The sequence below is a fragment of the Paramesorhizobium deserti genome (assembly GCF_001558695.1).
Taxonomy (GTDB): domain Bacteria; phylum Pseudomonadota; class Alphaproteobacteria; order Rhizobiales; family Rhizobiaceae; genus Paramesorhizobium; species Paramesorhizobium deserti.
Genome location: NZ_LNTU01000012.1, coordinates 164589 through 189447, shown reverse-complemented (window position 1 = coordinate 189447; position 24859 = coordinate 164589). Strand labels below are relative to the sequence as shown.

At 60.8% G+C, this 24859-nt stretch carries 23 protein-coding genes and 2 tRNA genes; 10 read left to right on the top strand and 15 right to left on the bottom strand.

The features are described from left to right. Window positions 1-5: 5 nt before the first annotated feature. The 5 genes from metG to ATN84_RS09965 all read right to left on the bottom strand — a co-directional run bounded on the left by metG (window position 6) and on the right by ATN84_RS09965 (window position 6161). Window positions 6-1550, bottom strand: a complete 1545-nt coding sequence (gene metG / locus ATN84_RS09985) for a methionine--tRNA ligase (RefSeq protein WP_068881502.1) — start codon at window positions 1548-1550, stop codon at window positions 6-8. Between the two features lie 100 nt (window positions 1551-1650). Continuing rightward, window positions 1651-2724 carry a DNA polymerase III subunit delta' gene (locus ATN84_RS09980; RefSeq protein WP_068881501.1) on the bottom strand — a complete coding sequence of 358 codons (1074 nt, stop codon included), beginning with the start codon at window positions 2722-2724 and terminating at the stop codon, window positions 1651-1653. Next, window positions 2721-3401 (bottom strand): dTMP kinase, encoded by a 681-nt coding sequence (gene tmk, locus ATN84_RS09975; RefSeq protein ID WP_068881500.1) that lies wholly within the window; start codon window positions 3399-3401, stop codon window positions 2721-2723. The genes ATN84_RS09980 and tmk overlap by 4 nt, the downstream gene beginning before the upstream one ends. Before the next feature lie 110 nt (window positions 3402-3511). Continuing rightward, window positions 3512-4684, bottom strand: a complete 1173-nt coding sequence (locus tag ATN84_RS09970; RefSeq protein WP_068881499.1) for a D-alanyl-D-alanine carboxypeptidase family protein — start codon at window positions 4682-4684, stop codon at window positions 3512-3514. A 178-nt stretch (window positions 4685-4862) separates the two neighbouring features. Beyond that, entirely contained in the window at window positions 4863-6161 is a 1299-nt protein-coding gene (locus ATN84_RS09965; RefSeq protein WP_068881498.1) for a septal ring lytic transglycosylase RlpA family protein, read from the bottom strand. 347 nt (window positions 6162-6508) lie between these two features. On the opposite strand from ATN84_RS09965, the gene ATN84_RS09960 reads away from it, so the two are divergent. The 6 genes from ATN84_RS09960 (at window position 6509) to ATN84_RS09935 (ending at window position 11257) form a co-directional block, all read left to right on the top strand. Beyond that, window positions 6509-7903 carry a sensor domain-containing diguanylate cyclase gene (locus tag ATN84_RS09960; protein ID WP_068881497.1) on the top strand — a complete coding sequence of 465 codons (1395 nt, stop codon included), beginning with the start codon at window positions 6509-6511 and terminating at the stop codon, window positions 7901-7903. A gap of 107 nt (window positions 7904-8010) precedes the next feature. Further along, a tRNA-Thr gene (locus ATN84_RS09955) sits at window positions 8011-8086 on the top strand. 11 nt (window positions 8087-8097) lie between these two features. Then, a tRNA-Ser gene (locus ATN84_RS09950) sits at window positions 8098-8187 on the top strand. Between the two features lie 122 nt (window positions 8188-8309). Further along, on the top strand, window positions 8310-9083 hold the full coding sequence (locus ATN84_RS09945) for an NAD kinase (RefSeq protein WP_068881496.1): 774 nt from the start codon (window positions 8310-8312) through the stop codon (window positions 9081-9083). Between the two features lie 267 nt (window positions 9084-9350). Beyond that, complete coding sequence (locus ATN84_RS09940; RefSeq protein WP_068881495.1) at window positions 9351-10835, top strand: DEAD/DEAH box helicase; 1485 nt, start codon at window positions 9351-9353, stop codon at window positions 10833-10835. Window positions 10836-10849: 14 nt separating this feature from the next. Then, a complete protein-coding gene (locus tag ATN84_RS09935) occupies window positions 10850-11257 on the top strand; it encodes an NUDIX domain-containing protein (protein WP_068881494.1) in 408 nt (135 codons plus the stop codon). A 48-nt stretch (window positions 11258-11305) separates the two neighbouring features. On the opposite strand, the gene ATN84_RS09930 is transcribed toward ATN84_RS09935, so the two are convergent. Continuing rightward, entirely contained in the window at window positions 11306-12268 is a 963-nt protein-coding gene (locus ATN84_RS09930; RefSeq protein WP_068881493.1) for an alpha/beta fold hydrolase, read from the bottom strand. Between the two features lie 79 nt (window positions 12269-12347). Here ATN84_RS09930 and ATN84_RS09925 point away from each other — a divergent pair, with 79 nt between their 5' ends. Then, window positions 12348-12986, top strand: a complete 639-nt coding sequence (locus ATN84_RS09925; protein ID WP_068881492.1) for a TetR/AcrR family transcriptional regulator — start codon at window positions 12348-12350, stop codon at window positions 12984-12986. On the opposite strand, the gene ATN84_RS09920 is transcribed toward ATN84_RS09925, so the two are convergent. Further along, complete coding sequence (locus tag ATN84_RS09920; protein ID WP_068881491.1) at window positions 12987-13310, bottom strand: TfoX/Sxy family protein; 324 nt, start codon at window positions 13308-13310, stop codon at window positions 12987-12989. A gap of 25 nt (window positions 13311-13335) precedes the next feature. Further along, complete coding sequence (gene sufA / locus ATN84_RS09915; protein WP_068881965.1) at window positions 13336-13716, bottom strand: Fe-S cluster assembly scaffold SufA; 381 nt, start codon at window positions 13714-13716, stop codon at window positions 13336-13338. Window positions 13717-13841: 125 nt separating this feature from the next. On the opposite strand from sufA, the gene ATN84_RS09910 reads away from it, so the two are divergent. Then, window positions 13842-14420, top strand: coding sequence for a hypothetical protein (locus ATN84_RS09910; protein WP_082766216.1), 579 nt, complete (start codon window positions 13842-13844; stop codon window positions 14418-14420). Here the strand turns inward: ATN84_RS09910 and ATN84_RS09905 are convergent, their stop codons facing one another. The 6 genes from ATN84_RS09905 to ATN84_RS09880 all read right to left on the bottom strand — a co-directional run bounded on the left by ATN84_RS09905 (window position 14421) and on the right by ATN84_RS09880 (window position 21220). Beyond that, window positions 14421-14810 carry an SUF system Fe-S cluster assembly protein gene (locus tag ATN84_RS09905; protein ID WP_425287395.1) on the bottom strand — a complete coding sequence of 130 codons (390 nt, stop codon included), beginning with the start codon at window positions 14808-14810 and terminating at the stop codon, window positions 14421-14423. A gap of 38 nt (window positions 14811-14848) precedes the next feature. After that, the gene (locus tag ATN84_RS09900; RefSeq protein ID WP_068881489.1) at window positions 14849-16093 is read right to left on the bottom strand and encodes a cysteine desulfurase; all 1245 of its coding nucleotides are present in this window, start codon (window positions 16091-16093) and stop codon (window positions 14849-14851) included. Between the two features lie 135 nt (window positions 16094-16228). Beyond that, window positions 16229-17500, bottom strand: coding sequence for a Fe-S cluster assembly protein SufD (gene sufD / locus ATN84_RS09895; RefSeq protein WP_068881488.1), 1272 nt, complete (start codon window positions 17498-17500; stop codon window positions 16229-16231). 11 nt (window positions 17501-17511) lie between these two features. Then, a complete protein-coding gene (gene sufC / locus ATN84_RS09890) occupies window positions 17512-18267 on the bottom strand; it encodes a Fe-S cluster assembly ATPase SufC (RefSeq protein WP_068881487.1) in 756 nt (251 codons plus the stop codon). Window positions 18268-18350: 83 nt separating this feature from the next. Beyond that, window positions 18351-19889 (bottom strand): Fe-S cluster assembly protein SufB, encoded by a 1539-nt coding sequence (gene sufB, locus ATN84_RS09885; RefSeq protein WP_068881486.1) that lies wholly within the window; start codon window positions 19887-19889, stop codon window positions 18351-18353. Between the two features lie 155 nt (window positions 19890-20044). After that, window positions 20045-21220, bottom strand: a complete 1176-nt coding sequence (locus tag ATN84_RS09880; protein ID WP_068881485.1) for a cysteine desulfurase family protein — start codon at window positions 21218-21220, stop codon at window positions 20045-20047. 216 nt (window positions 21221-21436) lie between these two features. On the opposite strand from ATN84_RS09880, the gene ATN84_RS09875 reads away from it, so the two are divergent. Then, window positions 21437-22111 (top strand): alpha/beta hydrolase, encoded by a 675-nt coding sequence (locus ATN84_RS09875; protein WP_068881484.1) that lies wholly within the window; start codon window positions 21437-21439, stop codon window positions 22109-22111. 142 nt (window positions 22112-22253) lie between these two features. On the opposite strand, the gene ATN84_RS09870 is transcribed toward ATN84_RS09875, so the two are convergent. Beyond that, window positions 22254-23378, bottom strand: coding sequence for an anhydro-N-acetylmuramic acid kinase (locus ATN84_RS09870; RefSeq protein WP_068881483.1), 1125 nt, complete (start codon window positions 23376-23378; stop codon window positions 22254-22256). Window positions 23379-23487: 109 nt separating this feature from the next. Here ATN84_RS09870 and tyrS point away from each other — a divergent pair, with 109 nt between their 5' ends. Further along, window positions 23488-24741, top strand: a complete 1254-nt coding sequence (gene tyrS / locus ATN84_RS09865; protein ID WP_068881482.1) for a tyrosine--tRNA ligase — start codon at window positions 23488-23490, stop codon at window positions 24739-24741. Window positions 24742-24859: the final 118 nt, after the last annotated feature.

The window sequence follows — 24859 nt, the reverse complement described above, 5'->3', positions numbered from 1 at the left end:
GCGTTTCAGCCCTGCTTGTCGGCTTCCACATAGCGCGGGAAGACCGGCTGCGGCGCCGGCAGCGGCGCGCCGCCCTGCAGTTCGCCGCCGCTCAGATCGGCGAAATTGCGTCGATCTGCCGGAACCGCCAGAATATCGAGCAGCTTGGCGGCAGAGCCCGGAATGAAGGGCTGCGCGAGGATGGCGACGCGGCGCAGCACCTCGGCCGTAACGTAGAGTACGGTTGCCATACGCTCCGGATCTGTCTTGCGCAGCGCCCACGGCTCCTGGGCCGCGAAATAGCGGTTCGCCTCGGCAACGACCGCGAAGATCGCGGCAAGCGCATGGTGCAGCGCCTGCTCGCTCATCGCCTTGCGCGCCGTCGTGAGCGCCGCATTGGCCTGGTCGAGGATGGCTTTGTCGGCATCGGTGAAGGTGCCGGGCTGCGGCACCTTGCCGTCGCAATTCTTGGCGATCATCGAGAGCGAGCGCTGCGCCAGATTGCCGAGATCATTGGCGAGATCGGCATTGGTGCGGTTGACTATCGCGTCATGGCTGTAGCTGCCGTCCTGGCCGAACGGAACCTCGCGCAGGAAGAAATAGCGCACCTGATCGAGCCCGTAATGATCAACCATAGTGAAGGGATCGATCACATTGCCGACCGATTTCGACATCTTCTCGCCGCGGTTGAAGAGAAAGCCATGCGCGAAGACGCGGCACGGCAGTTCAATGCCCGCCGACATCAGGAAAGCCGGCCAGTAGACGGCATGGAAGCGTACGATATCCTTGCCGATAATGTGCGTTGCGGGCCAATAGCCCCATTTTTCGGCATTCGCATCGGGATAGCCGGCGGCGGTCAGATAGTTGGTGAGCGCATCGACCCACACATACATCACATGCTTCTCATTGCCGGGAACCGGAACGCCCCAATCGAAGGTCGTGCGCGAGATCGAGAGATCGCGCAGGCCCGACTTCACGAAGCTGATGACCTCGTTGCGCCGCTCGGCCGGGCCGATAAACTCGGGATTGCTCTCATAGAGCGCTAGCAGCTTTTCCTGATAGGCGGAAAGGCGGAAGAAATAGCTCTCCTCCTCGTTCCACTCGACAGGAGAACCCAGGGGTTCGCGGCGCACGCCATCCTCGCCGACCGTCGTCTCGCTCTCGTCGAAATAGGCTTCCTGGCGCACCGAATACCAGCCGGCATAGCGGTCGAGATAGATGTCGCCATTCTCGGCCATGCGCTGCCAGATGGCCTGACAGGCCTTGTAGTGGCGCTCTTCGGTCGTGCGGATGAAATCGTCGTTCGAGCAGTCGAGCGTCTCGAGCATGGTCCGGAATATCGCCGAATTGCGGTCGGCCAGCGCTTTGGGAGTAACCCCTTCCTTCTCGGCCGTCTGCTGCATCTTCAGGCCATGCTCGTCCGTGCCCGACAGGAAGAAGACATCTTTTCCGTCCAGCCGCTGGAAACGGGCGAGCGCATCCGTGGCGATGGCCGTATAGGCATGGCCAATATGCGGCTGCCCGTTGGGATAGAAGATCGGCGTGGTGATATAGAATTTTTCGCGGCTCATGCGTGACCTGACTTTAAGTCGAATTTCCGTTCGAGCGGTGACATACCCCATGTCGGTGGCGAAAGCTACGGGCGTACGGAATTGTGAGGGCGTTCGCCTATCACCGAATGCCGTTCTGGAAAGCGCGCTGGGTTTTCTCCAGAAGAATAAGAACCGCCTGCTTCTTGTCGAGATTGAAAGCCTGCGTCTCGATCGCCTCCCGGCGGACCCTGTCCCAGAAGGCCGACCAGGCATTGGCAAGCACTACTGCCCCCTCGCCCGCATGACGGCGCGCGCGATCGGCGATGCGCTGGAGAACATGATCGAAAAAGAGGTCGTACTGGATCTCCGCCTCGCGCCCGCCTATGGCCGCGGCGAGCGCCTGCGCCTTCGGCAGATCGAAATGCGCCGTCTCCAGGATCGCATCCGTGGTTTGCGCTATTTCGAGGCCGCCATGGGCGATCAGCAGCGCCGCCTTGCGCACGCTGCCTTCCGAGCGCTCGATCAGGGCCGCCGCCCCCTCCCCGTCGCTCGTATCGAAGCCGATACCCGGACCGATCGCAGCCAACGCCCTTTGCATCGCCGCTCTTTCCAGCGGCTTGAACTGCAGCGTCTGGCAGCGCGAGCGGATCGTCGGTAGCAAACGCCCGGCCGAATGCGAGATCAGGATGAAAAGCGCGCGCGCCGGCGGTTCCTCCAGCGTTTTCAGAAGCGCGTTGGCCGCATTGCGGTTCATGTCGTCGGCCGGGTCGACAATAACGATCCGCCAGGCACCGTCATGCGAGGTGCGGGTCAGGAAATGCGTCACCCGGCGGATTTCCTCCACCGTGATGCCGGTCTTGAACTTTCCGGATTTCTGATCAAGTGGGCGGTCGACATGCAGGATGGCCGGATGCGTGCCGCCGGCGATCTGCCGAAAAAGCGGCTTTCCGAAATCCGGAGAGGCTATGTCCGCCGGTGCCTGGGCGCTGTCGGCATGGCTGAGCATATGGCCGGCCAGATGGAACGCCAGCGTCGCCTTGCCTACACCGCGCGGTCCCTCGAACAGCAGCGCATGATGCATCTTCCCCGTGCGATAGGCACGGGCGAGAAAAGCGCGGATATCCTCATGCCCCGCGAGAAAGGCGTTCGCCGATGGCGTCGGAGCGCCGTCAATCGCGTCATGGGTTTCCTGCGTCGCCAGTTCGCCGATCATGCTGGTTTGGCCAATTTCTTCTCGGTTTTTTCTGGAGTTTTTGATTGATCTTTGATCGGTTTCCCGACGATTTCGATGATTTCCGCGCTCACTTCTTCCATCGGCCGGTCCGCATTGACAACCCTGCAGCGCCCAGGCTCCGCCGCGGCGATCGCGAGAAACGCCTCGCGCCGCGCTTGGTGGACGACAAGCGTCTCCTTCTCGAATCGGTCTGCGGCCTCCTCCCCTCGCCTGTGCAGGGCGCGCGCCAGCCCCTTTTCCGCCGGCAGGTCCAGGATGATGGTCAAATCCGGCATCATCCCGTCGATCGCCACGCGTTCGAGCGCGCTTATCAAGGATGGATCAAGGCCGCCGGTCACCCCCTGGTAGACCCGGCTCGAATCGATGAAACGGTCGCAGAGCACGGTCTTGCCGGCCGCGATCGCCGGCCGGATCAACTGTTCCACATGATCATTGCGGGCGGCGGCGAAAAGCACGGCTTCCATCGCCGGACCATAGGCTTCGGCTGCGCCGCTCAGAATGACATGGCGCACCGCTTCAGCGCCCGGAGAACCGCCCGGTTCGCGGGTGACCAGCACGTCCATTCCTTCCTCCGCCAGATGCGCGGCAAGACGCTTGATCTGGGTGGACTTGCCGGCCCCCTCACCGCCTTCGAACGTGATGAACAATCCTGCCACGGAACGCGCTTTCTCCTACATGAAGCATGGCTTTTAGAACAATCGGCAGTGAATAGTGAGTAGCGAATAGAGCATTTCCATTCACTATTCACCATTCGCCATTCACTCTTTCAGCGATATTGTCTGATCCAGCCGGTGGAGAGCTCGACCGCAGCGTCGAACGCCTTCTTGCCGATCCCCCCCTCCTTGACCGTCTCGGCGGTGAAGACCGGCTTTTCCTGGACCAGATCGTCGCCCATCCAGATCCTCAGCGATCCCACCTGCTTGCCGGCCTCGACCGGCGCCAGCAACGGGCCATTATAGACGATGCGAGCCTTGAGCGGCGGGCGATCCCGCTTCGGCAGCAGCAATTCGACCGCCTCCCCCGTCACAAGTCTGACGTGGGACTGTTCGCCGCCATAGACGCTCGCCTCGCCCACATTCTCGTTTTTGGGAAACAGCAGCACGTCCTCGAAATTATCCATGCCCCATTCGATAAGCCTGCGGGCTTCCTCGGCGCGCTCCTTGTCGCTGGCGAGGCCGCTCATGCCGAGAAACAACCTGCGCCCATTGCGTTCGGCCGACGCGATCAGCGCATATCCCGATTCCTGCGTATAGCCGGTGCCGAGCCCATCCGCGCCGATATTGAGCCGCAGCAGCGGATTGCGGTTGCGCTGCAGGATGTTGTTCCAGGTGAAGCTCTCCTGCGCGTAATATCTGTAGAATTGCGGATATGCCCGGTGGATGTGCCGGGCAAGGCTCACCAGTTCCGCGATCGACACCTTCTGGCCCGGCGCGGGCAATCCGGTCGAATTGACGAAGACGGATTTTTCGAGACCGAGCGTTCGGGCCCGCTCCGTCATGCGCCGCGCGAACTGGTCCTCGCTCCCCGCCATGCCTTCAGCAAGAACGATGCAGCCGTCATTGGCCGACTGGACGATCACCCCTTGTATGAGATCTTCCACCCGCAGCGTCGATTTGATCTTGGCGAACATGGTGGAGGTGCCCGACGGCGCGCCGCCCGTACGCCAGGCATATTCGCTGACCGGAAATGTCTGATCGAGCGACAATTCGCCCTTCGACAGTGCGGCGAAAACAACTTCCATCGTCATCAGCTTCGCCAATGAGGCGGGTGGAATGAAATCGTCGGCATTCTTGGCAAAAAGCACGGTGCCGGTCGCCTCATCGAGCAGCAGCGCCTGCTGGGCCCTGGTTTCGAAAGGCTGAGCCAGGCAAACAGATGCGGCAATCACCGCTCCGATCAGCCCGCATAGCATACCCACCGTATATCTGATCGACGGCATGTCAGCCCCGGCCCCTCGCCTGCCCATGATCCCGGTTTCAATTGTTCGACGTATGAATCATGCGCCAATATCGCTGAACAGCATAGAGCTACCGCGGATCAATTTTAACCTGAATAAGATCGACCACCAATACACTGCGCAGCAGCGCCGGTCGTTACCACATTGTGAAACAGCTATCTTATTCCGCACGCACCACGAAGGCGTCGGTAGCGCCCGCCGCCCATGCCGCTTCCAGAAGAGCGTCGCTGCTGCCGGCAACCGTGACGCCATAGAGCTCGCCGTTCTCGGTCGGCACATTGCTGCGCTGAACCTTGCCGTAAGGAGCGAGCGCGGCGGCGATGCGATCAGCTTCCTGCCTGTCGCTGAAGAAGCCGGCATCGACATATTCGCCGATCCCGCCATTCGCCTTTTCCACACCGATCTTCTTCCAGGCATCGGAAATGGCCGAAGATGTCAGCACGCTCGCATAGGCGCTGGCTTCGATATCGCTATTGGCCGCGGCGACGCGTTCGTCCGCATATCCGGCGAGCGCGGAGGAAACCGCTGCACCTGGCGCATGGGCGATGCCCATGAGGATAGCGGGTTTTTCGATCACGATCGGTCCGACGGCAGGCAGGACCGGATCACCCGGAGATGCCAGGGATCCGGGCGGAGACGGCGGCTGCAGCATGCCTTCTCCAGGCATGTCCGGCATCGGCATCGGCGCCGGTGGCAGAGGCTGCGCCGCGGCGGCGCTCGCCATGGCGGGCATTGGAAGTGCATCGGGCATCGGCGCGGTGGGCGTGGGCCCGTTCATCGCGATCATGACGCCGCTTGCCGGCTGACCGACCGGATCGGAGCCGCTGCGGAAGGAAGCCATCAGGAAGGCGTCGTCGCGCCCCTCCAGCGGCGCGCGGCCGACATATTCCACCTTCACATCCGCGGTCCCGTGATGCTGATAGTCGAGCAGCTTGGCGGCGCGTTGCGAAAGATCGATGACGCGGTCGTGCGCATAAGGGCCGCGATCATTGACGCGGACGATGACGGAATTGCCGTTTGCCAGATTGGTGACGCGCGCATAGCTTGGCAGCGGCATGGTTGGATGGGCGGCGGAGAGATGGGTCATGTCATAGACTTCGCCATTCGCCGTCAGCCGCCCATGGAAGGCGGAACCGTACCACGAAGCCTTACCCGTCCGTGTATAGCCCGGCTCTTCCTTGGGATAGTACCACTTGCCCTTCACCTTATAGGGCTTGCCCAACTGGTCCCGCCCGCCGCCGCGCGGCATCTTCGACACGCTGCCGGAAATCACCCGCGGACTGGCCTTCACGCCATATTCGGATTCGGCAAAATATTCCTTGGAGCGATGCTTGGCTTTCTGCTTGGGTTGCGGCGAGGCGCAAGCCGCGACCAAAGCGCCAAGGATGACGACACCGGCGATGCGTAGATCGAAACGCCTCGACCAGTATCTGACCAACGAATAATTTTCAGCCGCCAATTGGCCGTCCCCGTCTCAAATTCATTTCAGTACCGCTTTCCACCCAATGCAGCGCCCAGCGCGGCAATCAGTGGCACGGAATGAGCCCACTCAAAACTCTTGCCATCGATTCGTTGACACGACATTAAAAGAATGTGACGCTCCGGCGGCAAAAAGAAGACGCTGGCTGACGGGCAGTTTTGTATGACCAGCAGCGGCTTTGCAAGACCCGGACCGCACTTTTCATGAAATGGTTGGAACACCCCTTCCCCCTCATCGTGACAAACGGCCTCTATTAACAGGCGTGTAACAGGCATGCGCTCTGCTTTATTTCGATTGATGCATGAGGTGTACAGGGCGGGCTGGTAATGATTACCCACACATCACGCAATGACCTCTTCGCGGAGCAGGCTGGAGCCGGAGAAAAGCGCCTGCTGCAGATCGAGGCGATATATGACAGGGTTCCGGTCGGGCTGTGCTTCGTCAATCGCAGCGGTATCGTGCTCAACGCCAATGACTGCCTGTGCGAGATTTTCGGCGGTGAAATAAAGGGCATCGATCGTGCGAGCATCGAGGGCCGCAGGATGGACAGCCTCCTGCCCGTCGACCTTCTTCCGCTCGATGAGCTTTTCGCCCTGGCCGACAAGGGCGAAGCCCTTCCCGACCGGGAAATATGGTGTCCGACATCCGGTCGCTGTCATCTCATTTCGGGTGCGCCGGTTACCAATGATCTCGGCGAAATCGCCGGCCTCTCCTTCGTCTTTGTGGACATAACCGACAAGAAACGCGTCACCGCAACGCTCGGCCAGAGCGAGTTGCGCGCCAATTACGTCCTGGAAAACGCCGGCCAGTGGCTATGGGATTACAACATCGTCGAGAACCGCGTCTGGCGTTCGCCGCAATATTACAGGATCGTGGGGCGGGAGCACGAAGCTCAGGGATATCGCGAGGGCTGGGACATCGTCCATCCCGACGACAAGGCTCGGGTTATCGCCGATTTCAATGAAGTCGTCAGCGGGCGCAGGGATAGGTTCGAATCCGTCTACCGGGTACCTAAAGACGATGGCAGCGACCTCTGGATCATGAGCCGTGGCAAGATCGTCGAATACACAGCCGACGGCTCGCCTCTGCGCCTCTTGGCGACAAGCGTCGATATAACCGCGCAGAAGACGATCGAAGACGAGCTTTTGACCACCATCCGCAAGCAGACGGAGCTGGAGCGGCAATTGCTGGAATCCAATCGCCGGCTGCGCGAACTTTCCGAAAAGGACCCGTTGACCGGGCTGCCGAACCGCCGGAAGTTCGATGATCTCTTGGACCAGGCCTTTGCCCGGGCGCGGCCGAGCGGCCGTCCCCTTACTGTGATGATGATCGACGTCGATCATTTCAAGGCCTTCAACGATCTCTATGGACATCTCGAAGGCGACGCTTGCCTCTGCAGGATCGCCGCGGCCATCAGGGAGACGCTCACGCCTTCCGACGAATTCGTCGCCCGCTATGGCGGCGAGGAATTTGCGGTGATCGCCTGTGATCTCGACCATGACGGTGCGCAGCGGCTTGCCGGCCGGATTCTCACCGCCACCCGCTCATGCGAACTCGATCATGCCGGCAGTCCGCACGGGAAGATATCCGTCAGCATCGGCTTCTCGGTTCTGTCGGGAGACAAGCTCGCATCCGCCGGCGGCCTGCTGAAACTTGCCGACAAGGCGCTCTACCGTTCCAAGCAGCAGGGACGCAACACGATCTGCTGTGAACTGCCCTGAAGAATGATTTGTAGCCGAAGTTCAACTTCGACCTTGTCGAGCTATCCCCCTCTCTCTTACGAATTTTCATTTTACAGATCGATTGATTGTGCTAACTCGGCATCAATGCCCTTGTAGCTCAGTTGGTAGAGCACCTGATTTGTAATCAGGGGGTCGGCGGTTCGAGTCCGTCCGGGGGCACCATTTCTTTGGCTGGAGGGGTGGCCGAGCGGTTTAAGGCACCGGTCTTGAAAACCGGCGTGCGAGAGATCGTACCGTGGGTTCGAATCCCACCCCCTCCGCCATTTGCACAAAACTGCGAAGTTGCCATTAGAAAACCTCATTTTCCCAAAGGCGCATAAAGGACTTCGCATATCGTGGCTCTCTGTGATAGCCATTGGCTCCGCCAACCTGCCCATGGAAGACCATGAACCGGAAGATCAATTCCTTTTCCTTCATATCGTCGGATGCAGAGGAATCGGTGGAGGCGGCGCACCGGTTGGCGGCGCTTTATGGCCAGGAACGTCCCGAGGATGCGGATGTGATCGTGGCGCTCGGCGGCGACGGCCTCATGCTGCAGACCCTGCACGATTTCATGAATTCCGGAAAGCCGATCTACGGGATGAACCGTGGCTCCGTCGGTTTCCTCATGAACGCCTACCATGAGGAAGGCCTGCGCGAGCGCATCGAAGCAGCCCATGCGGAAACCATCCGGCCATTGATGATGCGGGCGGAATCAGAGCTTTGGGGCACCGTCATGGCCCTGGCGATCAACGAAGTGTCGCTCCTGCGCCAATCCTATCAGGCAGCGAAGATAAGGATCAGCATAGACGATACGGTCCGCCTCGAGGAACTGATCTGCGATGGCGTGATGGTGGCGACCCCCGCCGGATCGACGGCTTATAACCTCTCCGCGCAGGGACCCATCCTGCCGCTCGATTCGCCGCTTCTGGCGCTGACGCCGGTCAGCCCCTTCCGGCCCCGACGCTGGCGCGGCGCGCTCCTGCCGAAGGACGTGACGGTGCGCTTCGACATTCTTGAAGGTGACAAGCGGCCGGTCAACGCCGTCGCCGACCACACCGAAGTCAAATCCGTTACCTCCGTCATCGTCAGCGAGGCACCCGATAAAACGGCCACGATCCTCTTCGACAAGGACCATTCCTGGAACGAGCGGATTCTGACAGAGCAATTCCTCTATTGACGCGCGAAAACATTTCGACAATGGAATGTTTCCAAACTGGAACCGCGCTTTTACAACTTGTTCGCCAACGGCCCGTATTTCGCGGGATTTTTGCCCTATTTTGGTTGACTTTTGCGCCTCTGCGACGTAACGCGTTCCTGCAAGTAAACGCTGAGCGTATTGATTGGCGCTTTTCTTGTCTTTGCAGCAGCTCTGTCACTGCTTTTGACGTTGTCGCCTTGACAGGATTGGCGTGATAAAACTTCCAACGAGAGAGCTACGCCTCCATTGACCACCTTTGCCGATCTCGGGTTGTCTCCGAAAGTGCTCGCCGCTGTCGAAGCCGCGGGCTATACCACACCGACCCCCATTCAGGCCGGCGCCATCCCCCACGCCCTGGAGCGCAAGGACGTCCTCGGCATCGCCCAGACGGGAACCGGCAAGACCGCTTCCTTCGTCCTGCCGATGCTGACGCGTCTGGAAAAGGGCCGTGCCCGCGCCCGCATGCCGCGCACGCTCATCCTTGAACCGACGCGCGAGCTCGCCGCGCAGGTCGAGGAAAATTTCACCAAATACGGCAAAAACCATCGCCTCAACGTGGCGCTCCTCATTGGCGGCGTCTCCTTCGAGGACCAGGAGCGCAAGCTGGAGCGCGGCGCCGATGTGCTGATCGCCACGCCGGGCCGCCTGCTCGACCATTTCGAGCGCGGCAAGCTGCTTCTGACCGGTGTCGAGATCCTCGTCATCGATGAGGCGGACCGCATGCTCGACATGGGCTTCATTCCCGACATCGAGCGCATCTGCAAGCTGATCCCCTTCACCCGCCAGACATTGTTCTTCTCGGCCACCATGCCGCCGGAGATCACCAAGCTGACGGAACAGTTCCTGCATTCGCCCGTCCGCATCGAAGTGGCGAAAGCAGCGTCGACGGCGACGACCGTGACCCAGCGCCTGGTCAAATCGGGCAAGAAGGATTGGGAGAAGCGCGCAGTGCTGCGCGATCTCGTTCGCGCCGAGAACGATGAGTTGAAGAACGCCATCATCTTCTGCAACCGCAAGAAGGATGTCGCGGATCTCTTCCGCTCGCTGGTGAAACACGAGTTCGATGCCGGCGCGCTGCATGGCGACATGGATCAGCGCGCCCGCATGGCGATGCTGGCCAACTTCCGGGAAGGCAAGCTGAGATTGCTGGTGGCCTCCGATGTCGCCGCGCGCGGCCTCGACATCCCTGATGTGAGCCATGTCTTCAATTTCGACGTGCCGATCCATTCGGAGGACTATGTTCACCGGATCGGTCGCACGGGCCGCGCCGGGCGCTCCGGCAAGGCGTTCACCATCGTCACTCCCGCCGACGTCAAATATCTCGCATCGATCGAGAAGCTGATCGGCAATGATATCGAGTGGCTCGACGGGGATCTTTCCACCCTCGCCCCCTCGACCGAGACCGATGAAGCACCGCGCCGTGGCCGCACGGCGCGCGGCAAGGGCGCCGACCGCAAGGAAAAAAGCAGTCGGGCCCGCAAGCCCAGCCAGCAGGACGATGAGACGCTGCCCCAAGTGGAAGCCCCGAGCATCTCCGAAGAGGAGGCGCCGGCGCACCGCACGGAAAAGCCCCATCGCGAAGCGATCAAGAAGAGCAATGAAGAACGCCGCGGCAAGCCGCAGCACGAACAGGACCGCCGCAAGCGTGATCGTGACCGCGACGACGAGCCGGCGCCCGTCGGCTTCGGCGATGATATCCCCGCCTTCATGCTGATCGACGCCAAGATTTAAGGACCGGCCTGCCCATGCAGCGGCCCGGAGTCGGATGCGGCGTCGTCTTCCTGAAGGAAGGCTGCATCCTCCTGCTCCAGCGCAAGAAATCTCCGGAGGCCGGTGCCTGGGGTATCCCTGGCGGCAAGGTCGATCTTCTGGAGGCAACGGAAGTGGCTGCCCGTCGCGAGGCGCTGGAGGAAACCGGCCTCGACGCCATTTCGCTCTCCCTCATAGGGACGAGCGAACAGCTCTTCCACAAAGAGCAGCAGCACTGGTTCTCACCCATATTCCATGCGGATCGCTTCACCGGCACGCCGCAATTGCTCGAACCCCAAAAACATGGCGGCATAGGCTGGTTCAGCCTGTCAGACCTGCCGGAACGCTTGACGCTGCCGACGCATCACGCCGTCAAGCTCCTGTCCGAGCGCGGTATCCGGTAGATCCCCGCCGTCATCTCCCTGCCTTGGGATACGGCGGCAATCTTCTTATCACCTATTTGCAACCGTCACGAATTCGGCAAGCTCCCGCCCATAGCGAACCGGCTCCTCGTAAAATGGGCTATGCCCGCTCTCGGAGAAAAGCGAAAGGCGGCTGTTCGGATGAATGGCCTTGATCCGCTCTGACATCGCGACGCGGACGAGCCGATCATGAACGCCATGCGTCAGCAGGATCGGCCCATCATAGGTCTTGAAAGCTGGTTCGAGATCGGTCGTTTTCGTCGCCACGAAACCCTCGTTCACCACGCGCGCCGTCATGCCGTTGACGACCAGCATGCGCTGCATCTCCTCATCTGACGGCAAGCGATGAAAACAGGCGGCGAGGAAGTCAGCCGTGGCCGCAGTACGCTCCGCCAGATCATGCGAGGTGGTGGTGCGGGTGAACTCTGCCGCTTCCCCGGTCAGAAGATCGGCGGAGAGCTTCGTAACGGCATCGACCAGGTTGACGCCGGCGATATCCGAGCCGCCATATTTGCGTAAATACGCGCCCGCCACATAACCGCCGAGAGACCAGCCCACCAGCACCGGCCGACGAAGTTTTGCCGCCCTGATCACAGCCGCCACGTCGTCCGCCCAATTATCGGCGTCGGAATAGGCATCGGGCGAAGCCGGCTTGTCGGAATCGCCATGGCCGCGCAGATCGAAGCTGACGATCCGGAAGCCTTTGAGCGCAGGATCGTCGAATTGCTTCTCCCAGCTCAGGCGGCTCTGGCGCAGGCCGTGAATGAACAGGATTTCGGGAGCCGCAGGATCGCCCTGTGCCTCTCCGACCAGCATTGTGCCGTCGCTTGAGTGGACGGAGAATGTTTCCCGGGCAACGCCCTTCTCTTTCAAAACTGTTTCCGCAGTCGCGGCCGGGGCCGCGCGGACCTGCGGCGCTACGGAGGCCGTTCCGATAGCGAGAGCGACAAAGCCGGCGATTCCGGAGAGGAATGTTCGTCGTGAGTGATGCATATGCTTGCTCCATGTTGTTTAGTGATCACTATTCAACCTTCCCTTGACTTCGCTTGTCAAGGGTTGTTTAGTGATCGCTATGAAACGAGAGACAAACCCACGCGGCGGGCGGCCCTGGACCTTCGATCGGGAGAAGGCGATCGAGACGGCGATGCGGCTGTTCTGGCGCAACGGCTATGAAGGCGTATCGGTCGGCGACCTGACCCGGGAAATCGGCATTGCACCGCCGAGCCTCTACGCCGCTTTCGGCAGCAAGGCGGGCCTCTATAAGGAAGCGCTCGATCTTTATGAGGAGAAGTTCGGTTCGCTGGATCTTGCCTCGGTCGACAAGACCGCTTCGTTGGCCGAGGCCGTACGGGCGCTATTGGAGGGAGCGGTTCGGGCCGTAACCCACCCAGACCGTGAACCGGGCTGCATGATCTCCAGCGGCATGACGGAATGCAACCCCGATCATGCGACGCTTGCCCGCGATGCGGCCGAGCGGCGCGATGCCATGCGGGACCGGATTGCGGAAGCGCTTCGGCCGTTCGCAAGCACAGGTGAGGTTCAGCGCCTCGCACGCCATCTGTCCGCGGTCATGCAGGGGATTTCGATCCAGGCGCGGGATGGCGCAACGCGGGCGGAGCTGCAGGAAATCGTGGAAGATGTGGTTTCAGGTGTGAAAGCGCGGGGCTTCGAAGAATGGGCGCGGACGGGCCTGACCACCTCCCGGAGCTGACTATTTCCGGGTTCTCACCGCCGCCTCATAGGCGCGGCGCGCCCATTCGGCCATGATGTCGGGGTCGTCGAGCGCGTCGCCGGGGATGCTCCAATAGGGCATGGCGACCGGCTTGGACGGATTCTTTCCCGCATAGGTCCACTGCGTGCATCCCGCCTTTTCGAAGAAGGGCGCGGTGATTTCGTCGGCTTTCAGGAGTATCTCGTCGCGGTATTCGATGGCGATGATAAGGCCGTCATGATAGATGCCCTTGCCGCCGAAAAGCCGCTTGATGACAATGGGACCAAGCGACGAGAAGAGGTCGCGGATATCGTCATTGTCCATGGGAGACGCGGGCCTTGGGCAAGCGTCAGGCTGCGTTCTGCGCCTGCCGCAGGGCATCGGGCGATGCCGGCCTCAGTTCCACCGATTCGCCGCAGCCGCAGGCCGACGTCTGGTTCGGATTGTTGAAGACGAAGCCGGTGCGCAGCGTCGTCACCTCGAAATCCATTTGCGTGCCAAGCAGGAAAAGTGCAGCCTCCGGCGCGACGAACACCCTCGCCCCATCCTTTTCGACGACGTCATCACCCGGCTTGGCCTCGGTCACCAGATCGATCGTATATTCCATGCCGGCGCAGCCGCCCTTTTTCACGCCGACGCGGATACCCTGCGCACCCTCGCGGCCCTCGACGATCTCGCGCACGCGAGCGGCGGCTGCATCGGAAACGGTGATGACTGCAAAACGGCCCATATCTGCCTCGTCCATTGTCCTGAAGCGGTGATCGCGAAAAGACCACCACCTCGCCTTGAATTATAGGTAGTGTTGTAACACCATCCCCGCAATAGACCAACCACACGGTTGTTCCGGAGGAAGAAATGGCACAACGCATCGATGTCGGCATTTCGCGGATACCAGCCTTGGGATCCGCCGCCATTCTGCTGATAATCCTGCAGGGCCCGGCCCTGGCGCAGGAAACGCCGCAGCCCAGCCCTGAGAAGCAGGATACGGCGGTTCCTGAACAGCCTGCCGGACCGCTTGCCGGCTATCTCGATGATCGCAGCTCGCCGCAAGCGCTGATCCGCTCCTATTACAACGCCGTCAACCGCCAAGAATATGCCCGCGCCTACAGCTATTATTCGGAAGAAGGCCGCGAGCCTGACTTCGAAAAATACGCCAAGGGCTACGAGAACACCAAATCCGTCACCATCGCCCTCGGCAAGACGGAGCCCGAAGGCGCCGCCGGCTCGATCTACTGGAGCCTGCCGCTCGCCGTGAAATCGGTTTCCAACGATGGCAAGGAAGAGGTGTTCACCGGCTGCTACACGATCCGGATCGCCAATCCCGCCATGCAGGAAGCCCCGCCCTTTCAGCCCATGTCGATCATGACCGGCTCGCTGACCCCATCGGAAAAGTCGCTGGAGGAAAGCGTCCCGGAACAGTGCGACACGCCGTAATCAATACCAGCCGACGGCGATCTGCGCCTCTTCCGACATCCGGTCCGGCGTCCATGGCGGATCGAAGGTCATGTTGACCTCGACATGCGACACGCCCTCGACGGTGCCCACGGCATTCTGCACCCATCCCGGCATTTCGCCGGCGACCGGACAGCCCGGCGCGGTCAGCGTCATGTCGATCTTGACGGTCCGGTCGTCCTCGATGTCGATCTTGTAGACGAGCCCGAGCTCATAGATATCGGCCGGAATCTCCGGGTCGTACACCGTCTTCAGCGCCGCGATGATATCGTCGGTCAGCCGCGCCAGCTCATCCTGCGGGATGGCCGAAGCGGAAAAGACCGAATCCACGTTGCTTGCTGCTTCCGTGGCCTGTGCGTCGGCCGCAACCATGTCAGGCTCTGTCGTCACGGGCTTGTTTTCCATGTCAGTCATCCGAAAAACTTCCTCGCCTTTTCCAGCGCTTCGGCAAGCGCATCCACCTCGGCCTTCGTATTATACATGGCGAAGGAGGCGCGGCATGTCGAGGTGACGCCGAACCGTTTCAAGAGCGGCTGCGCGCAATGGGTGCCGGCGCGCACCGCCACCCCTGCCCTGTCGATCACCATCGACACGTCATGGGCATGGATGCCTTCCAGCTCGAAGGAGATGATCGCCCCCTTGTCCGGCGCATTGCCGAAAATGCGCAGGCTATTGATCTTGCGAAGCTGCTCATGGGCATAGTCGCGTAGGGATTCCTCATGCGTAAGGATCGCCTGCCGCCCGATGTGCTCCATATATTCCAGCGCCGCGCCGAGACCGATCGCCTGGACGATCGGCGGCGTGCCGGCCTCGAAGCGATGCGGTGGGTGATTGTAGGTGACGTTCTCCTCCGTCACCTCCTCGATCATCTCGCCGCCGCCCTGGAACGGCCGCATCTTTTCCAGCATTTCGGCGCGTCCATAGAGAACGCCGATCCCCGAGGGCCCATAGACTTTGTGGCCGGTGAAGACATACCAGTCGCAGCCGATTTCCTGCACATCGACGGGCAGATGCACCGCGCCCTGGCTGCCGTCGACCAGCACCGGAATGCCTCGCGCATGGGCGATCTCGACGATCCGTTTGATCGGCGTCACCGTGCCCAGCATGTTCGACATATGGGTGATGGCGACGAGTTTCGTGCGATCCGTCAACCGCTTCTCGAATTCCTCGATATGGAATACGCCCTCGTCGTCTACCGGCGAGAAGACGAGCTTCGCCCCCTGCCGCTCGCGGATGAAATGCCACGGCACGATATTGGAATGGTGCTCCATGATCGAAAGAACTATCTCGTCGCCCTCGCCGATATTGGGCATGCCATAGCCATAAGCGACCGTATTGATCGCCTCGGTCGCCGATTTGGTGAAGACGATCTCATCCACCGAAGCAGCATTTAAGAACCGGCGTACGATGCCCCGCGCTTTTTCATAGGCATCCGTCGTCGCATTCGAGAGAAAATGCAGACCGCGATGGACATTGGCATATTCGTTGGAATAGGCGTAGGTCACCGCATCGATGACGGCCTGCGGCTTCTGCGCCGACGCACCATTGTCGAGATAGACGAGCGGCTTGCCGTGGACTTCCCGCGAGAGAATGGGGAAGTCACTGCGAATTGCTTCGATGTCGTAGGCCGGAGCCGTGTGTGTTTTCTGGTCCATGTTTTCCAACCAATGCCTCACTCCGTCATCCTCGGGCTTGTCCCGAGGATCTACGGCAATGGAGCGCTTGACCCGACCTAACCTCATCCGCTGTAGATCCTTGGGACAAACCCGAGGATGACGGCGATGGGACAGTCACCCGTGCGCCGAAAGCCAATCTTCCAATATGGCTTCAAGCGCCTCGACCAGCGGCTCGTCTTCCAGCTCCTCGATGATCTCGGCCACGAAGGCCTTCACCAGAAGCCCGCGAGCCTCCTTTTCGGGGATGCCGCGCGCCATCAGGTAGAAGAGATGGTCTTGGTCGATTTCCGTCACCGTCGCGCCATGGCCGCAGGCCACATCATCCGCGAAGATCTCAAGCTCTGGCTTGGCGTCGAACTCCGCATCATCGGAGAGAAGCAGCGAGTTGCAGGCCATGCGGGCATCGGTCTTCTGCGCGATCTTGGCCACGCGGATCATACCCTGGAAGACGCCGCGCGCCCGGCCGGTGACGACATTGCGCACGATCTCGGTCGAGGTGGTGTTTTCCACCAAATGACCGACGGTCATGGTGACGTCGGTATGGCTCTCGCCGCCGAGCAAATTGATGCCGCGAAGCTGGAAATCCGAGCCCTCGCCCTTCGCCAGCACATGCACTTCCTGGCGCACCAGCTTGCCGCCGGCATTGACGACGAAAAGCGTGAGCTTCGCATCCTTGCCGAGCCAGGCGTTGAACTGGCAGAACTGAACCGACGTGTCGCCATGCTGGCGCAGGATGATCCAGACGATTTCAGCGCCGTCGGCCACCGTCAGCTGACTGATGGAGGAGGAGAATGCCTCACCCTCGCCGCCATATTGGCGCTCGATGATGGTCGCCTTGGCGCCCTTGCCGACGCGGACGGGAAAGCGCACATGGCTCTGGCCCGACTTCTGCAGATTCTGCAATTCGAGAGGCGTTTCGAGTTCCGCGCCCTCGGCAATATCGACATGCCAGCCATCGGTCACGTAAGCCGCATTGATCTGGCCGATCAGATCGTCGGTGCTGCGCGTTGCGAGCGCCGGCGCAAAAGTACCGTCGGCAAGCTTTTCGCTCAACTTCTCGAACGTGACGCCATCGACCTGGCCGGCCGAAATGGTCGCGCCGTTGGAAACCGCTGCTACCGTCGAGCCTGCAATCAGCGGCGCAATCGGCTGCGAGCCGGCGGCTGCATCAAAAGGCGCGACCGACCGCAGCTGCGTACGGATATCGGTGTAGTGCCAGCTTTCGATGCGCCGCGACGGCAGCCCCTGGATCTTCAGCGCTTCGAGCGCGGTATCGCGAGCGACGGCGACATCGGCATTGCCCGGCAGATCACCGACACGCTCGCTGAACGCGTCGATCAGCGCCGTTTCCGCCGGTGTCCTGGATTGTGAGGTGTGAACGTTCATCGCCGCTCCCCTCAAGCCGCTTCGCCGATGATTTCGGCGTAACCGTTTTCTTCCAGCTGCCGCGCCAGCGTCTTGTCGCCTGACTTGATGACACGCCCCTTGTAGAGCACATGAACGCTATCCGGCACGATATAGTCGAGAAGGCGCTGATAGTGGGTGATCACGACTATGGCGCGGTCGGGCGATCGCAGCGCGTTGACGCCTTCCGAAACGATCTTCAGCGCATCGATGTCAAGGCCGGAATCGGTCTCGTCCAGCACGCAGAGCTTCGGTTCCAGCAGCTTCATCTGCAGGATCTCGGCGCGCTTCTTCTCGCCACCGGAGAAGCCGACATTGAGAGGACGCTTCAGCATGCCCATATCCATCGACAGGAGACCGGCGGCATCCTTCACACGCTTCATGAATTCCGGAATCTTGAGTTCTTCTTCGCCGCGCGCCTTGCGCTGCTCATTCATGGCGACCTTCAGGAATTCCATCGTGGCGACGCCCGGTATCTCCATCGGATACTGGAACGCAAGGAAGATGCCCTTGGCAGCGCGCTCCGCCGGGTCGAGATCGAGGATCGACTCGCCGTTATAGAGAATGTCGCCCTCCGTCACCTCATAGTCCTCGCGGCCGGCGAGAATATAGGAGAGGGTCGATTTGCCCGAGCCGTTCGGGCCCATGATCGCGGCGACTTCGCCCGCCTTCACGGTCAGGTTCAGGCCGCGGATGATCTCGGTGCCGTCTTCGGCGATGCGGGCGTGCAGATTCTTGATTTCTAGCATTTCATTCAACCTTGTTTACGAACCGAAGCACACCGGCTTCGAGAAAGGGAAAATCATCTGACAGCGGTAGGAGGCGCCGGCGATCAGCCGACGCTCCCTTCAAGGCTGATGCCGATCAGCTTCTGCGCCTCGACGGCGAATTCCATCGGCAGTTCCTGAATGACTTCCTTGACGAAGCCGTTGACGATCAGCGCAATCGCCTCTTCTTCCGGAATGCCGCGCTGCATCACGTAGAACAGCGCATCCTCGGATATCTTCGACGTCGTCGCCTCGTGCTCGAATTGCGCGGTCGCGTTCTTCGCCTCGATGTAAGGCACCGTATGCGCGCCGCAATCATTGCCGATCAGAAGCGAGTCGCACTGGGTGAAGTTGCGCGCATTCGTCGCCTTGCGGTGTGCCGAGACCTGGCCGCGATAGGTATTGTTGGAATGACCCGCCGAAATACCCTTCGAGATGATGCGGCTCGACGTGTTCTTGCCGAGATGAATCATCTTGGTGCCGGAATCGATCTGCTGGTGCCCGTTCGACACGGCGATTGAATAGAACTCGCCGCGCGAATTATCGCCGCGCAGGATGCAGGACGGATATTTCCAGGTGATGGCCGAGCCGGTCTCCACCTGCGTCCACGAGATCTTCGAGTTCTTGCCCCGGCAATCGCCGCGCTTGGTGACGAAGTTGTAGATGCCGCCCTTGCCGTCCTTGTCGCCCGGATACCAGTTCTGGACGGTGGAATATTTGATCTCGGCATCATCGAGCGCCACCAGCTCTACCACGGCGGCATGCAGTTGGTTTTCGTCGCGCTGCGGCGCGGTGCAGCCTTCGAGATAGGAGACATAGGCCCCCTCTTCGGCGATGATCAGCGTGCGCTCGAACTGGCCGGTGTTCTTCTCGTTGATGCGGAAATAGGTGGAAAGCTCCATAGGGCAGCGCACGCCCTTCGGCACATAGACGAACGAACCGTCGGTGAAGACGGCGGAGTTGAGCGTCGCATAGAAATTGTCCGAGGTCGGCACCACCGAGCCCAGATATTTCTTCACCAGCTCCGGATGCTCACGGATCGCTTCGGAAATCGAGCAGAAGATGACGCCGGCCTTGGCCAGTTCCTTCTTGAAGGTCGTGACGACGGACACACTGTCGAACACAGCATCGACGGCGACGCGGCCCGAATTATAGACACTGTCCGAAACTTCGCCGTCCACAGCCTCGTCCCCGGACGGGCTGAGCTCGCCCGCCTTGCGCACGCCGGCCAGGATTTCCTGCTCCTTCAGCGGGATGCCGAGCTTCTCATAGGTCTTGAGCAGTTCGGGATCGACTTCATCAAGCGATTTCGGGCCTGCCTGGTTCTTCGGCGCTGCGTAATAGTAGATATCCTGGAAGTCGATCTTCGGATAATTGACGCGCGCCCAGGTCGGCTCTTCGAGCGTCAGCCAACGGCGATAAGCTTCGAGACGCCACTCCAGCATCCATTCCGGCTCGTTTTTCTTCGCCGAAATGAAACGAATGATGTCTTCATTGAGGCCTTTGGGAGCCTTGTCGGTCTCGATAAGGGTTTCAAAACCGTATTTATACTGGTCCACATCGATATTGCGGACCTGCTCGATCGTTTCCTGCACAGCAGGCATTGGCGTTCTCCATCCAAGTCGGGGTCAAGGCCCGACGGTTCAAAACGTCAAGACAGCAATTTACTGCCTATATGTAGTACGCTTTTGCGCGTTTAAAACCGGACGAACCGGAATTTCAAGCTAGCCGCATGGTTTTCCCTGCGGCATGCCTCATTTCATGCGGCGTCGGCTGCCTTCACTTTCGCGCGATCCCGCCGCTCGACGATCTTGCGCAGCACGTCCAGGAAGCGGCTGACGGCATCTGCGTCCGCCTCCGGCCCCGTCGAAACCCGCAACGCGCCGACATTTTCCTCATGTCCCATGGCGGCCAGCACATGGCTCGCCCCCACCTTCCCCGAGGAGCAGGCGGAGCCGGCCGAAAGGGCTATCCCCGCGAGGTCGAAGGCGATCTGCACCGTCTCCGCCTTCATGCCCGTTAGCGAGAAAAAGGTTGTATTGGGCAATCTCGCAGCATCGGCGCCGTATATGATCGCATCGGGAGCGATGCCCCTGATGCCGGCCTCGATCGCGTCCCTCGCCTCGGCGGGCCAGCCGCCGGCATCGAGCCGTTCGCGCGCCACCTTCGCCGCCGCGCCGAAGCCGGCGATCAGCGGCAAGGCCTCCGTGCCGGCCCGATGCCCCTTCTCCTGCCCGCCGCCGCGGATCAGCGCCCGGGGCATCACCAGGTCGGATTGGGCAATGATTGCCCCGACGCCCTTCGGGCCGCCGATCTTGTGCGATGAAAGAATGAGATAATCGCCGCAACCATTTGTAATATCGAGTAGAATGCGCCCCACTGCCTGCACCGCGTCGACCAGGAGCAGACCACCCGCTTCCTTGACGATGGCAGCCACTTCGGCGATCGGCTGAATGACGCCGGTTTCATTATTGGCCGCCTGCACGGCAACGAGCGGCAGTCCTTCCGACTTGTCATGCGCCGAAAGCAGGGCCTTCAGTGCTGCGAGATCCAGAAGCCCGTTGGTGTCGACAGGCACGGTGGAGATACGCTCCGCCGGGAACTGGCCGCCCGAGAGAACACAGGGATGTTCCGTTGCCCCGACATAAGCCCGGGAAAGCCGCAACGCGGCCCGCCCCATCATATAATGGGGCGTCAGCAGCGTCGATGCCGCCTCGGTGGCACCGGAGGTAAAGAACACATGATCCGGTCGGGCATTGATCAGTGCAGCGACGTCCCTGCGCGCCGCCTCGATAAGCGCCCGTGCTGCCCGCCCCTCCTGGTGCACCGAGGACGGGTTCCCGGTAACGGAGAGAGCAGCCACCATCGCATCGCGCGCCTCTTCGGTCAGCGGCGCGCTGGCGTTGTAGTCAAGATAGATGCGGCTGGCGCTCATATCCTGCAGCTCTTTCTCTCGTTTCCCTGTTAACACGCCATGATAAGCGCAATTTTCTTGAAATTCGAACCCGGAACAGCCTATTTAACCGCTCCTGCACTGGACATCATGCCCAGTTTTGAAGAGTTCTAAAGTCAAGATTTACGAGCAATGCGCCGACCCGTCAAGGCCGCATGCTCAGAATCTCCCGACCATGCGGCGAAGAGTGGAGTACACATGCCTGAAGTCATTTTCAACGGACCAGCCGGACGCCTCGAGGGCCGCTATCAGCCATCGAAAGAGAAGAATGCGCCGATCGCGATCGTCCTTCATCCGCATCCGCAGTTCGGCGGCACGATGAACAACAAGATCGTCTACGATCTGTTCTATATGTTCCAGCAACGCGGCTTCACGACGCTGCGCTTCAATTTCCGTGGCATCGGCCGCAGCCAGGGCGAGTTCGACCATGGCTCGGGCGAATTGTCGGATGCGGCGGGCGCGCTCGACTGGGTGCAGTCGCTGCATCCCGATTCCAAAACCTGCTGGGTCGCGGGCTATTCCTTCGGCGCCTGGATCGGCATGCAGCTCCTGATGCGCCGCCCGGAGATCGAGGGCTTCATCTCGGTCGCGCCGCAGCCCAACACCTATGATTTCTCCTTCCTCGCCCCCTGCCCGTCTTCCGGCCTCATCATCCATGGCGACCAGGACAAGGTGGCGCCGCCGAAGGATGTTCAAGGGCTGGTGGACAAGCTCAAGACCCAGAAGGGCATCACCATCACGCAGAAGACTCTGCCCGGCGCCAATCATTTCTTCACCGGCATGGTCGACGACCTCATCACCGAATGCGCCGATTATCTGGACCGTCGCCTGAACGGAGAGCTGGTCGAGGCGAAGCCGAAGCGGCTGCGGTGACCCCAAGCGTACTCGTCATCCTCGGGCTTGTCCCGAGGATCTACAACAGAGGAGCAATATCCGCCTTTGTTGATTGATGGTCGCTTTGAGATGAACAGCTCTGAAAACCCACGGCGATGGAGATGCGGGAAGCCCAAACAGGTTATTCCGACCTCGCCAGAACACCCCCGCTCACAGGCACATTACACCCCGTCGTCGTGGGCCAGGTGAGCGGCAAGCCTTTGAGCGAACGTACGGCGAGATAGGCCCAGGCCTCCGCTTCCATCGAATCGCCGTCGAGCCCCAGACTATCCGCACTCACCACGCTTGCGCGCTGCCCGGCGGCCAGTTCCTCCAGAGCCCGCATGATGGCGGCGTTCTTGCGCCCGCCGCCGCTCACCACATAGGTCTTCGGCCTCTGCGGCAGGTGCGAGGCGGATTTCAGGATTGCGGCGGCGCTAACGAAGGCAAGCGTCCGCGCCCCGTCGGCGAGCGAAACCTCCCCCTTTTCCGGCGGCACGAAATCGCCCCGATCGAGCGAACGGCGGATATTGCCGGTGAAGAAGGCATGCGAGAGATATCGCCCGGCAAGCGCCTCATCCACCGCACCGCTCGCGGCAATCTCCCCGTCGGCGTCGAAGGCTGCTCCCGTATGCGCCTCCACCCATTGGTCGATCAACATGTTGCCGGGACCGCTGTCGAAGGCGGCAAGCGCTCCGTCCGCTCCCACATAGGTAAGATTGGAAATGCCGCCGATATTGACGAAAACCACCGGCGCCTCGCATTGCTCCGCCAGCCCGGCGGCAAGCGCCGCGTGATAGGCCGGGATCAAAGGCGCCCCCTGCCCGCCATGCGCCATGTCGTTGGCGCGCATATCATAGACGACCGGGATGCCGGTTTCAGCGGCGAGAAGCCGGCCATCGCCGATCTGCACCGTCAACCCTTCATTGGGACGGTGCAGCACCGTCTGGCCATGAAAACCGATGATATCGATGCCATCCCGCTCGATCCCGTGCATATGCAGGAAATCATTGACGGCGATGGCATGGTGCAGCGTCAGGTCCCGCTCAAGCAGCGCCAAGATGCCCGGACGCTCGTCGCGCAAACGAATGGCGCGAGCATCGACAAGCCCCTGTTTCAAGCGAGCACGAAAGCCGTCCGAATAGCTGACGCTTGCCGACGGCCCTCTTTCGACGAAGAAGCGTCCGTCTGTCCTGACCAGCGCGATGTCGATTCCGTCCATCGACGTGCCGCTCATCAGTCCGATCGCCTGTTTTATATCTGTCACGACGCTGCTTTCTTGTGATTCGACCCTGAATGATGTTAAAGCCCGCCCTCTATTAATACAGCTTGCGCAAACCAAACGCGCATTTCAGACAAGACAGGAAAAAGGGACGATGTCCGGCTTCAAATCCGATTTTCTTCGCACGCTTTCCGAGCGCGGTTTCATTCATCAGATTTCGGATGAAACCGGCCTCGACACGCTGTTCCAGAAGGAAATCGTGACGGGCTATATCGGCTTCGACCCCACGGCCTCCAGCCTCCATGCCGGCGGCCTGATCCAGATCATGCTGCTCTATTGGATGCAGCAGACCGGACACCGGCCGATTGCCCTGATGGGCGGCGGCACCGGCATGGTCGGCGATCCGTCCTTCAAGGATGAAGCGCGCAAGCTGATGACGGAAGAAACCATCGCCAGCAATATGGAAGGTATCAGACAAGTCTTCAGCAATTACCTCACCTTCGGCGAAGGCAAGACCGACGCGGTCATGGTCAATAATGCCGACTGGTTGTGCGATCTGAACTATCTCGAATTCCTGCGCGATGTCGGCCGCCATTTCTCGGTCAACCGGATGCTGTCCTTTGATTCGGTGAAACTCCGGCTTGAGCGCGAGCAGTCGCTTTCCTTCCTCGAATTCAACTACATGATCCTCCAAGCCTATGATTTCGTGGAACTCCACAAGCGCTACGGCGTGAAGCTGCAAATGGGCGGCTCGGATCAATGGGGCAATATCATCAACGGCGTCGATCTCGGCCACCGCATGCTCGACACCCAGTTCTATGCGCTGACCTCGCCGCTGCTGACCACCTCCTCGGGCGCCAAGATGGGTAAATCCCTGTCGGGCGCGGTCTGGCTCAACGCCGATATGCTCAGCCCCTATGATTTCTGGCAGTACTGGCGCAACACCGAGGATGCCGATGTCGAGCGCTTCCTGAAGCTCTACACCACCTTGCCCCTCGACGAGATCGCGCGGCTCGCGAGCCTCGGCGGGTCGGAAATCAACGAGACGAAGAAGATCCTGGCCACGGAAGTGACAGCGCTTCTGCACGGGCGGAAGGCTGCGGAAGAAGCGGCCGAAACGGCCCGCAAGACCTTCGAGGAAGGCGCGCTCGCCGAAAACCTTCCGTCAGTCGAAATCCCCCGCGACACGCTCCAGGCCGGCATGGGCGTTCAGGCGCTGCTCGTCACGGCGGGCCTGGCGAACTCGAATGGCGAAGCCCGCCGCCACATCCAGGGCGGCGCCGTCCGCATCAACGACGAGGCGGTAAAGGACGAACGCGCGACGGTCGGCGCGGATAAGCTGACCGGCGAAGGGGTGATCAAGCTGTCTCTGGGCAGGAAGAAGCATATTCTGGTGCGGGCGATTTAAGACCTTTTTGGTGGGACAGCGCCCCCTCTGGGCTTGCCGCCCATCCCCTCCAGTTGTCATCCTCGGGCTTGACCCGAGGATCCACTGCTGAGGAGCGCTGACTGCTACGCCGTATCGA

Coding starts and splice junctions, on each gene's coding strand:
- metG (WP_068881502.1), bottom strand. CDS start 1,550: ATGAGCCGCGAAAAATTCTATATCACCACGCCGATCTTCTATCCCAAC.
- ATN84_RS09980 (WP_068881501.1), bottom strand. CDS start 2,724: ATGATCGGCGAACTGGCGACGCAGGAAACCCATGACGCGATTGACGGC.
- ATN84_RS09970 (WP_068881499.1), bottom strand. CDS start 4,684: ATGCCGTCGATCAGATATACGGTGGGTATGCTATGCGGGCTGATCGGA.
- ATN84_RS09960 (WP_068881497.1), top strand. CDS start 6,509: ATGATTACCCACACATCACGCAATGACCTCTTCGCGGAGCAGGCTGGA.
- ATN84_RS09945 (WP_068881496.1), top strand. CDS start 8,310: ATGAACCGGAAGATCAATTCCTTTTCCTTCATATCGTCGGATGCAGAG.
- ATN84_RS09935 (WP_068881494.1), top strand. CDS start 10,850: ATGCAGCGGCCCGGAGTCGGATGCGGCGTCGTCTTCCTGAAGGAAGGC.
- ATN84_RS09930 (WP_068881493.1), bottom strand. CDS start 12,268: ATGCATCACTCACGACGAACATTCCTCTCCGGAATCGCCGGCTTTGTC.
- ATN84_RS09925 (WP_068881492.1), top strand. CDS start 12,348: ATGAAACGAGAGACAAACCCACGCGGCGGGCGGCCCTGGACCTTCGAT.
- ATN84_RS09920 (WP_068881491.1), bottom strand. CDS start 13,310: ATGGACAATGACGATATCCGCGACCTCTTCTCGTCGCTTGGTCCCATT.
- sufA (WP_068881965.1), bottom strand. CDS start 13,716: ATGGGCCGTTTTGCAGTCATCACCGTTTCCGATGCAGCCGCCGCTCGC.
- ATN84_RS09910 (WP_082766216.1), top strand. CDS start 13,842: ATGGCACAACGCATCGATGTCGGCATTTCGCGGATACCAGCCTTGGGA.
- ATN84_RS09905 (WP_425287395.1), bottom strand. CDS start 14,810: ATGGTTGCGGCCGACGCACAGGCCACGGAAGCAGCAAGCAACGTGGAT.
- ATN84_RS09900 (WP_068881489.1), bottom strand. CDS start 16,093: ATGGACCAGAAAACACACACGGCTCCGGCCTACGACATCGAAGCAATT.
- sufD (WP_068881488.1), bottom strand. CDS start 17,500: ATGAACGTTCACACCTCACAATCCAGGACACCGGCGGAAACGGCGCTG.
- sufC (WP_068881487.1), bottom strand. CDS start 18,267: ATGCTAGAAATCAAGAATCTGCACGCCCGCATCGCCGAAGACGGCACC.
- sufB (WP_068881486.1), bottom strand. CDS start 19,889: ATGCCTGCTGTGCAGGAAACGATCGAGCAGGTCCGCAATATCGATGTG.
- ATN84_RS09880 (WP_068881485.1), bottom strand. CDS start 21,220: ATGAGCGCCAGCCGCATCTATCTTGACTACAACGCCAGCGCGCCGCTG.
- ATN84_RS09875 (WP_068881484.1), top strand. CDS start 21,437: ATGCCTGAAGTCATTTTCAACGGACCAGCCGGACGCCTCGAGGGCCGC.
- tyrS (WP_068881482.1), top strand. CDS start 23,488: ATGTCCGGCTTCAAATCCGATTTTCTTCGCACGCTTTCCGAGCGCGGT.